7 protein-coding genes are annotated in these 9,030 nt (G+C 50.0%); 3 read left to right on the top strand and 4 right to left on the bottom strand.

The features are described 5' to 3' along the window. Nucleotides 1–167 precede the first annotated feature (167 nt). Both O3C43_23695 and O3C43_23690 read left to right on the top strand, forming a co-directional pair. On the top strand, nucleotides 168–3,119 hold the full coding sequence (locus tag O3C43_23695) for a DUF1549 domain-containing protein (GenBank protein MDA1069489.1): 2,952 nt from the start codon (nucleotides 168–170) through the stop codon (nucleotides 3,117–3,119). Nucleotides 3,120–3,121: 2 nt separating this feature from the next. Then, complete coding sequence (locus O3C43_23690) at nucleotides 3,122–4,540, top strand: DUF1501 domain-containing protein (GenBank protein MDA1069488.1); 1,419 nt, start codon at nucleotides 3,122–3,124, stop codon at nucleotides 4,538–4,540. On the opposite strand, the gene O3C43_23685 is transcribed toward O3C43_23690, so the two are convergent. The 3 genes from O3C43_23685 to O3C43_23675 form a co-directional block, all read right to left on the bottom strand. Then, nucleotides 4,527–5,189: an HAD family phosphatase gene (locus tag O3C43_23685; GenBank protein ID MDA1069487.1), complete on the bottom strand. Its 663-nt coding sequence runs from the start codon at nucleotides 5,187–5,189 to the stop codon at nucleotides 4,527–4,529. The two genes, O3C43_23690 and O3C43_23685, sit on opposite strands and share 14 nt — an antisense overlap. A 12-nt stretch (nucleotides 5,190–5,201) precedes the next feature. Beyond that, on the bottom strand, nucleotides 5,202–5,549 hold the full coding sequence (locus tag O3C43_23680) for a hypothetical protein (protein ID MDA1069486.1): 348 nt from the start codon (nucleotides 5,547–5,549) through the stop codon (nucleotides 5,202–5,204). Between the two features lie 247 nt (nucleotides 5,550–5,796). Next, nucleotides 5,797–7,014, bottom strand: a complete 1,218-nt coding sequence (locus O3C43_23675) for an integrase core domain-containing protein (GenBank protein MDA1069485.1) — start codon at nucleotides 7,012–7,014, stop codon at nucleotides 5,797–5,799. A 129-nt stretch (nucleotides 7,015–7,143) separates the two neighbouring features. Here O3C43_23675 and O3C43_23670 point away from each other — a divergent pair, with 129 nt between their 5' ends. Continuing rightward, nucleotides 7,144–7,440, top strand: a complete 297-nt coding sequence (locus O3C43_23670; protein MDA1069484.1) for a PIN domain-containing protein — start codon at nucleotides 7,144–7,146, stop codon at nucleotides 7,438–7,440. 247 nt (nucleotides 7,441–7,687) lie between these two features. On the opposite strand, the gene O3C43_23665 is transcribed toward O3C43_23670, so the two are convergent. Then, nucleotides 7,688–9,010: a sulfatase gene (locus O3C43_23665; GenBank protein MDA1069483.1), complete on the bottom strand. Its 1,323-nt coding sequence runs from the start codon at nucleotides 9,008–9,010 to the stop codon at nucleotides 7,688–7,690. Nucleotides 9,011–9,030: the final 20 nt, after the last annotated feature.

The following is a 9,030-nucleotide window of genomic DNA, read 5'->3' as shown; positions in this document are numbered from 1 at the left end:
AAAATCCCGCATCGTGGCCAGAAATAAATTGACCTGCGGCCAAACTCAATTATCTCACGGATTTAGGATAATATTAAACTAGGTCATAGGACAAAATTCGTCTTCCAAAACCCCAAAATATGTTGCCACCTCTTCACATGAACCTTTCCGGACATGTTTCCTGCACAATGAAGCGGAGAATCAGTAGTGTCTTTGGAGTTGTTTTAGCGGTGGCCGTTTCGGCGACGATTCATGGATCTACCCCCGCAGGAGAATTTCCCTTCACTGAAGAGGATTACAATTGGTGGGCGATTCAGCCATTAAGTGATCCAGAGGTTCCCGCCTCCAAGGGTGATTCTTGGGGTCGTAATCCCATTGATCAATTTGTTCTGGAGAAATTGAACCAGGCAAAATTACAACCGGCTCCTGCGGCGAATCCCTATGAGTTGGTTCGCCGAGTGTATTTCGACCTGCATGGTTTGCCGCCTGCGTCGGACCAGGTAGACCAGTTTGTTACTGCAGCGGGCAGGGACTTCGACGCGGCCTACGCAGAATTATTAGACACTTTGCTGGACAGTCCGCGGTATGGAGAACGTTGGGCCCAACATTGGTTGGACGTGGCTCGCTACGCGGAATCAGACGGGTATCGGGCAGATGGTTACAGGAAAGACGTTTGGTTATACCGGGATTGGGTAATCCGATCATTCAATGAGGATAAACCATACGATCAGTTTATTCGGGAGCAGTTGGCAGGCGACGAAATTGATGCCAACGATCCGGACACGGTTATCGCCACGGCTTTTCTTCGTAATGGCGTTTATGAGTATAATCAACGTGATGCACGCTTTCACTGGGAATTGATAGTTAACGAAATGACCAATGTGACCGGTGAAGCCTTCCTCGGACTGGGGTTTGGTTGTGCTCAGTGCCACGATCACAAATTCGATCCTATACTTCAAAAGGACTACTACGCTCTGCAGTCCTTCCTCGCAACCATCTACTGGCCCGATGGAAAGAAACTGGCGACACCGGAAGCGCTCGCGCTATACGAAGCAGAGCTGGCCCTCTGGAATGAAAAGGCCGGTCCAATCATAGCGGAGATTCGTGAAATCAAAAAGCCGTATTATCATGCCACGCGGGACTATTCCATAAAACAATTTCCACCCGACATTCAGGAAATGTTTAATAAGCACTTTGCTGATCGCTCATCCTACGAAAAACAGATGGCGGAGTTAATCGAAAAGCAGGTGATTGATCAGACTGGAAGGGTTGATTATCTGAAAGAGCTGAAAGCGAAAGAGCCTGAAAAAGTTGCCCGTTACCAGGTCTTGCTTGAAGAATTAAAGCAACTCGAGAAAAGCAAACCGGTTGAGCCGCCGGAAGCATTTATTACAACCGACATTTCAACTTCAGCCGTGCCTACTTTCTTGGGTGGGCGTAATGGAAAGGAAGTCGTTGATCCGGCGTTTCTGACTCTGTTAGGGTATCCCAAGCCCGACATCCAGCCGACTGCAACGACCACTGGACGCCGGATGGCTTTGGCAAATTGGATCGCTGACTCTGAGAATCCACTCTCCACTCGCGTGATGGCCAATCGCCTGTGGCATTATCATTTTGGCAAAGGCATTGTTCCTACACCCAATGACTTTGGCACTCTGGGTGAAGATCCCAGCCATCCGGAACTGTTAGATTGGTTAACCTCACGCTTCATTGAAAACGGTTGGAAATTGAAACCGATTCACCGCTTGATTATGACCAGTGCGACCTATCTGCAAACTGCCGCTCGTGAACCAGATGAACAGGCAAGTCGTGTCGACCCTGGCAATCGACTACTGTGGCGCTTTCCTCCAACCCGGCTCAGTGCGGAGCAGGCGCGTGACGCCATGCTGGTTGCCTCAGGAGAAATGGAATACCGTTCGGGAGGTCCGAGCCAGGAAGGGGATTCGCCGGTCCGCAGTGTGTATGTGAAAAAGCAGCGTAATCGTCCTGAAAAATTTCTTCACAGTTTTGATGCGCCACAGGGATTCGATTCCGCGCCTGACCGCTTGCAGACTACGACTCCCATACAATCGTTGCTTCTGGTGAATAGTGATTGGCCACTGCAACGGGCTGCAAGTTTCGCAAAGCGTGTTCTGGGGGTGGATACAAGCCAGATCACCGATGAACAGGTGGCGGAGGCTTTCAAAATCGCTTATAATCGTCCTGCGTCTGAGGAGGAGTTGCGATTGGCTATCGAATTTGTTTCCAACCAGCAAAAAAAGTTGAAGGAGGAGTTGCTCGGAGTGCCGAGGATGAGTGATTCCAAGGAATCGGCACTGTTCTCCATTCAGCAAGGATTCTCCTCGGTCGATGATTCCTTGTCTCTGGGGGATATGGCTCTTCACCTTGAATCGGGTAGCCCTTACGAGCGCCTGGTTCTCCCGGATCTGCAAATTACTGGGGACTCGTTTACGGTGGAAGCGGTGGTTATTCTCGATAGCCTTCATGAGGATGCCAGTGTCAACACGCTGATCTCCCGATGGAACGGGGATCACGAAAGGGGAGGCTGGAGTATCGGTGTGACCAGTACCCGGTCGAAATATGATCCGCGGAATTTTATCGTTCAACTTGTCGGCGAGAATAGCGCCGGTAACATGGAGTATGAAGTGGTTCCTTCCGGTTTCCGTGTGCCTTTGGGAAAACCGGTTTATTTGGCGGCTGCGATAACTGCCAGTAAACAGAATGATGAGCGTGGCGGCGGGAGTGTTGTATTTTACTTCAAGGATCTTTCGGATCCCTATTCACCTCTCGAAAGCAGAACGGTTGCACATGCGATTACCAACCGTATTCATTATTCGGGCTCGAAGACTATTCTTGGAGGTCGGGACGATGAAGGGCATTTGTGGAATGGTCAGATTGCCCGGCTCTCCATTGCCGATTATGCATTGGCAGAGTCAGATTTATTTATCAGTTCCAGGCTCGATCCTGAAGGCCGGTGGAACTGGCAGTTCTCCGGATCGAACGCTCATACTGCGATTCCTGATGGAGCATCCTGGTTGTTGCCCACTAAACTTGAAAAAGCTCAGGATCCGCTCTTTGGAGCTGTTACCGACTTTTGTCATGCTCTCCTAACGTCCAACGCATTCTTGTATTTGCATTAGATATGCCCTGCCATCATTACGACAATCCATTTTCCCGGCGTGATTTTCTCCGCACCGCCGGTTGCGGATTCGGTTCCCTGGCTTTAAGCGCATTGACCGGTCTTCCTCTGGCCCACGCCTCGAAATTCGGATCTGCAAAAATTCCGCATGCGCGCGCCCGGGCAAAGAATATTATCTGGCTTTTTATGGAAGGAGGGCCCAGCCACCTGGACCTTTTTGACCCGAAACCGCTTCTCAACAAACTGGCCGGCCAACCGCTACCTGAAAGTTTTGAAAAACCGGTTACGGCGATGGGTGAGGCCAGTTCGCCGCTGCTCGAATCAAGGCGTAAATGGGCGCAGCATGGAGAAGGTGGTTTGTGGATTTCCGACTGGTTACCCAATCACAGCAAGATTGCAGATGAACTCTGTGTGATCCGGTCTTGTGTGTCTGACGGTATCAATCACGCCGGCGGCGTTTGCCAGATGAATACAGGTTCGGTCTTTGGCGGACGGCCCTCGCTAGGTTCCTGGGTAGATTACGGGCTGGGATCCGTGAATAACGATTTGCCTGGCTTTGTCGTGATCAAGGATACGGATGCCATGGTCGTAAACGGTGCCCGTTCCTGGGGTGCGGGTTTCATGCCTTCTACTCATCAGGGAGTGCTGCTGGAAAGTGGAGTGCAGCCGATTGCAAATCTTCATCCTCCCCAGGGATTCAGCATGGACCGGCAAAGTCAGAAACTGGAATTTATCAATCAACTCAATGCGGAGCACTTGGCGGGGCGTGAATCCAATACGGATCTGGAAGCCCGTATTCGCAGTTACGAGATGGCCTATCGCATGCAGGCCGAAGCTCCGGAAGCCGTGGACCTATCCCTTGAAACGGAAGAAACCAAACGGCTTTATGGAATGGATAGAAAAGAGACGGAAGTGTACGGAAGAAACTGTCTGTTGGCCCGCCGGTTGGTTGAGCGTGGCGTCCGCTTTATCCAACTCTACCATGGCGCCGGTAGTAAATGGGATAGTCACGATCACATTGAAAAAGACCACAGCGAGCTGTGTGCTGCGGTGGATCAACCAATAGTGGGACTCATCCAGGATTTGAAGCGTCGAGGCTTATTAGAAGAAACCCTGGTGGTCTGGGGAGGTGAATTTGGCCGAACACCCATGAGCGAAAAAGGTGATGGCCGGGACCACAATCCAACCGGTTTTACCATGTGGATGGCTGGAGGAGGAGTGCACGGAGGAACGACAGTCGGTTCCACTGACGAGCTAGGTCTTTACGCTGTCGAAGACAAGGTCCACGTGCATGACCTACACGCCACGATGTTCGCCCTATTGGGTTTGGATCACACTAAAGTCGTATACATGCACAAAGGTCGTCCTGAACGGGTCGACGTCAATGAAGGGCATGTGGTCGCCTCAATTATGGGAGCTTGAGTGTTTGCCCGTGTTCTTTCAATAGTCTTGGTAGCTCGTCCAAGTTTTTGATTTTGTAGGTGGCTTTGGAAAAATCGTGGCTCTTGGTGAAATCGTTGTGCACCACGACACAATCAATGCCGGCTGCAAGGGCGGACACAAGGCCTCGCTCGGAATCTTCAACCACCAGCGCCTGTTCGGGATTGGCTCCGAATTTATTTAAGCCTGCCAGGTAAGGTTCGGGGTCAGGCTTGGAGTTAATGTAATCCTCCCGAACGAGGACGAAATCCATGTAGAAAGCGATGGAACGGTCTTTGTGGATTACTTCAAAGTCCTCTCTATGCGAGGTAGTGATAATGGCCATTTTGTAAGTTTGCGACAACTCCTTCAAAACCTCCTCCACGCCGGGAATCTCGATGTCCTCAGTTCGAAGGCAATTTTGATAATACCTCGTACGGTCCACCATTTTGTTTTGAATAGTTTCTTCATCGACTCCTTGCGACCTTGCCAAGTCCCAAGTGGTTTTTCCACTAACCATATAAGTCATGAATTGGTCCCGGTCGATGTGGATTCCCACTTCGGACAAAGCCTGTTTTGTAGCCATGTAATACCAGTATTCCGTATCGACAAGGACTCCGTCGTTATCGAAAAGAATATATTTCTTCCGCATTTATTCAGTCGATCAATCGAGTAGTGACGTCACTCCGTCCTCAAGCGCATAAAGGTCGGCCACTTCCCTTGGTGACAAATTTCGATTGAACAGGGAGAGTTCGTCAATGGCACCGACGAAGTTTACTCCAAGACGGATCTGGGCGACATCAATGTTCCAGGTGTAGATCTGGTCCCAGCCGGTGAGGTCGTTGTGAAATTTTCCGTCGATGTATAGCTTGGCGACCGCATTTTTTCCGAAGTTGTTGAACCCTTCGAAGGTCATAACAACATGAGACCACTTGTCTCTCGAGAATGGAGGGCCATAGCAGAGGGTCATATCTTCATTTTTGACAAAATTCTTTCCTTTTTCTTCACCCATCTTTTTTTTATCAACTCCAACCTTCCCACATACCGACTTACCAAGGCAGGACGTCCCATTCCCAGATCGGTGGCTAACCAACTATTGCCGACCGAACTGCACTCCCAACTTCCGGGCCATGCCTAAGAAGCAAGATGCGCAACTGGTTTTGTCAATAATGAAGGTATGACCCCATCTTTCACCCCAAGGACGAGAATGGTACAACAGGCACATCGGTAACACATTATCCGGACGCATCGGTTACACTTTAGTTCTTTCTTTTAGGGTTGGATTTGTCGAGGGATTTTCGCTGAGGGGGGCTGATGTAGGCCGTAGGCCGGAAGCGGCCCCCATCAGCGTCGTAAGCGAGATTACCTAGGTGAACATTCGCAAAGTGCACTTGTATCTTGCCATCTTCCGCTTCAAACAGTCCCACTTTGCAATTCGCCATGTGTTCTCCGGTGGCATAACTCTTTCCTTCGAAAGATAAAAAACCGCTGCTCGATATTGTCTTGAGGATATAGTTTTTCGGATAGCGGATTTTGACCTTCTCGCCCATGCGTTTTTTTGAAGGATGGTACAGTTCAGCCGGTCTTAGCATCCCGAGGGTCCTGTGAGGTCTTTCATGATTATAGGTATGCACCCACCTGTCGAAGCGACGTTGCTGTGCCCTCATATTGACTGAAGGTGGCTTGGTCGCTTCGGCCTTGAGATCTTTGTGCATGCGCTCGTGGGATCCATTGTCCTGGGGCTTACCCGGACGGGTAAACTCAACAGCGATTCCATGCTCAATCCACCAGACGCTGAGCCTGGACAATCGTCCCAACCCGATGCTCGACCAAGGCGTCCCGTTATCCACCCGGATCACCCCGGGAAGCCCGTGAATACGCGCCATGCACTTAAAACCATAGAGAGTGCGCCCATACTGCTGATTATACATTGCACGGCATCCTAGCATGTAATGACTGCAAAGATCCTTGGTGGTTAATGGATCGCAACGCGTGCCATCTCCCAAAAGAAACCAGCCCTTGAAGTCCATCGTCCACACATGGTTGGGATACTCGGCCTGCGTCAACTCACAGGGCCGCACCGGATACAAGCCAGGCTTGCGTCTTTTGGATTTTATCTCGCCGTTGCGCTTGAGGATATCTCCTATCGTACTGCACGCCGGCGGGGAATCGATCCCATGGATCTTGATCAATAGATCCTGTAGTTTCTCAGGTCCCCAGGTAGGGTGTTTTCGCCGGTCTTTCAGGATAAGCTTAACCACCGCTACATCTGTTAGCTGTGCATTGTGATGGGCTCGACGGCTTAGCTCTCTCAATCCATCCGCTCCGAGCTCTTCGTAGCGATGGATGTATTTATGACCAGTCTTGCGACTGATTCCGAAGTCGTGACACAACTCGGTGATGGTGAAGCGTCCACTTTTTAGCAAGTGAATGAATTTTAGTTTTTCGTCCATTAGGTCTACAGTGTTCCAGGGCATAACCCCCAGTTTAACTGTAACCTATGTGCCCGGTAAATGTGTTACCGATGCGGCCGGTTTTATACCCTTGCCATGGTCCCAGAAAATGCAGCAAAGAAGGTTTTGTCAAGAGTCAAGACCTGACGTTATATTGTTTGCTATGAGACTCGTGTTGTCAGTGTTGTTACTTATATCGAGGTGTTGGCTGGAGTTCATAAGCCTGAAGAGGAAACTGTTATTCGGGGTTTTCTCTCCTCATTTGAAGTTGTAGGGTTATCCACGGAAATTGCAGAAATAACCATCCGACTGCGTCGGGATCATCGACTTAGAGTGCCGGATGCCATGATTTATGCCACGGCAAGAGTGGAAGGTTGCATGCTGGTATCCAGGAATACGAAGGACTTTAAGATGGAGTGGCCCGACGTTCGAGTCCCCTATAAAATCTAGCGTGGATACCTTGAAATCCAGTTTCCGGCAAGAAGCGACCCAAGTATGAGCTGATGAATTTGTGAATAGCCTGCTTGAGAACTTGTAGCGAACTCGGTCCTGAGCCTTGAAATTTCATTTTCTAAACATACACAAGCGTCAAGATCCCAATTCAAGAATCAAGGATTGGCCCCTGCTTTTGGGTTCCTGCTTTTGGGTTTGCTTAAATAGATCAAGTTCTTGCTTTGATTAATCAGCTGAATACCGATCACCAAACATAAGGTTCTTCTTCCGAACGGGCGCCCGGCCGGTAATCGCGGTTCATGCGCTGGTGGGCGCTTGCTCCCAATTGTCTCAATTCATTGGCAATGTCCTTGTGCATGCGGACCAGGTTATTCGATTCGCCGATATCGGCTTCCAGATCGTATAGCTCACCGTCCTTGTGGAATTGATTGAACAAGGAGGGCCAATGGTACTTCCATTTACCTTTTCGAATAGCTATCAGTTGTTTCTCCTTGTAGTAGAGGATAAATTCGTGCGGCGCCTTTGCTTTCTCGGGATCCTCAAACAATTCCAATAAGGATTTGCCATCCACCATTTGAGACTCGGGAACCGGTATTCCGGCCATGGCTGCTAATGTAGGGTAAATATCCATACAAATCGCAACTTCATCGCAGGTTGTTCCACCTGCAAAAAAGCCGGGCCCCCAGGCAATAAAAGGCACCCGCACACCCCCTTCATAGGTGGACAACTTTCCATCCCGGAGGGGCAGAGCGGAGCCGCCGTGATCACCGAGCGTCAACCAGGGTCCGTTGTCCGAATAGAATAGCAGCAGGGTTTTCTGGTCCAGGCCCAGCCGTCTCAGGGTTTCCAGGATCTGTCCGGTGCTCCAATCGATTTCCTCAATGGTGTCTCCAAAGAGGCCTCGCTCTGATCTTCCTTTAAACGACTCGGAAACATGCAGGGGTTTGTGCGGCATGGCATGGGCTAGGTAGAGGAAAAAGGGATCTTCATTGTGGCTTTCGATAAAACGAATGGCTTCTTCCGTGTAGCGTTTTGTGAGGGTAGTCTGATCGGCTGGATCTTCGATGATCTCCTCCTGACGAAACAAGGGAGGCTTGCTCTCTCGATGATCATTGCTGGACAAAATGCCGTAGTAGTAATCAAAGCCATGCCGGTTCGGATGAAAGGGTGGCCGCGATCCAAGATGCCATTTGCCTATCAGGGCTGTCGCGTATCCATTATCCTGTAACAGCTCGCTGATCAGGATTTCCTTATCATTAATCCCGAAAGGAGAACCATAATAAAGCGGCAACGGTGAATCCACTTTAGGCGGGTAGCAACCGGTCATGAGCGAAAATCTGGAAGGTACACATTTTGGACCACTCACATAGAAATCGGTAAACCGTATGCCCTCCGCCGCCATACGGTCGATGTTGAGGGTCTTGATTTTGGGAGACCCGTAGCAGCCCAGGTCCTGGTAACCCTGGTCATCAGTCAGGATGATGATGAAATTCGGTTTTCCAACCGAACCATCCAGTGATGTTACGGCAAACACCAAAGCTGCAATCCACCTTAGGGCCCAATTCATAAAAAAGAATTCAATGCTGG

It is taken from the genome of Verrucomicrobiota bacterium, from assembly GCA_027622555.1.
Classification (GTDB): domain Bacteria; phylum Verrucomicrobiota; class Verrucomicrobiia; order Opitutales; family UBA2995; genus UBA2995.
The sequence above is the reverse complement of the archived record's forward strand: the minus strand, read 5'-3'. Positions and strand labels throughout refer to the sequence as shown.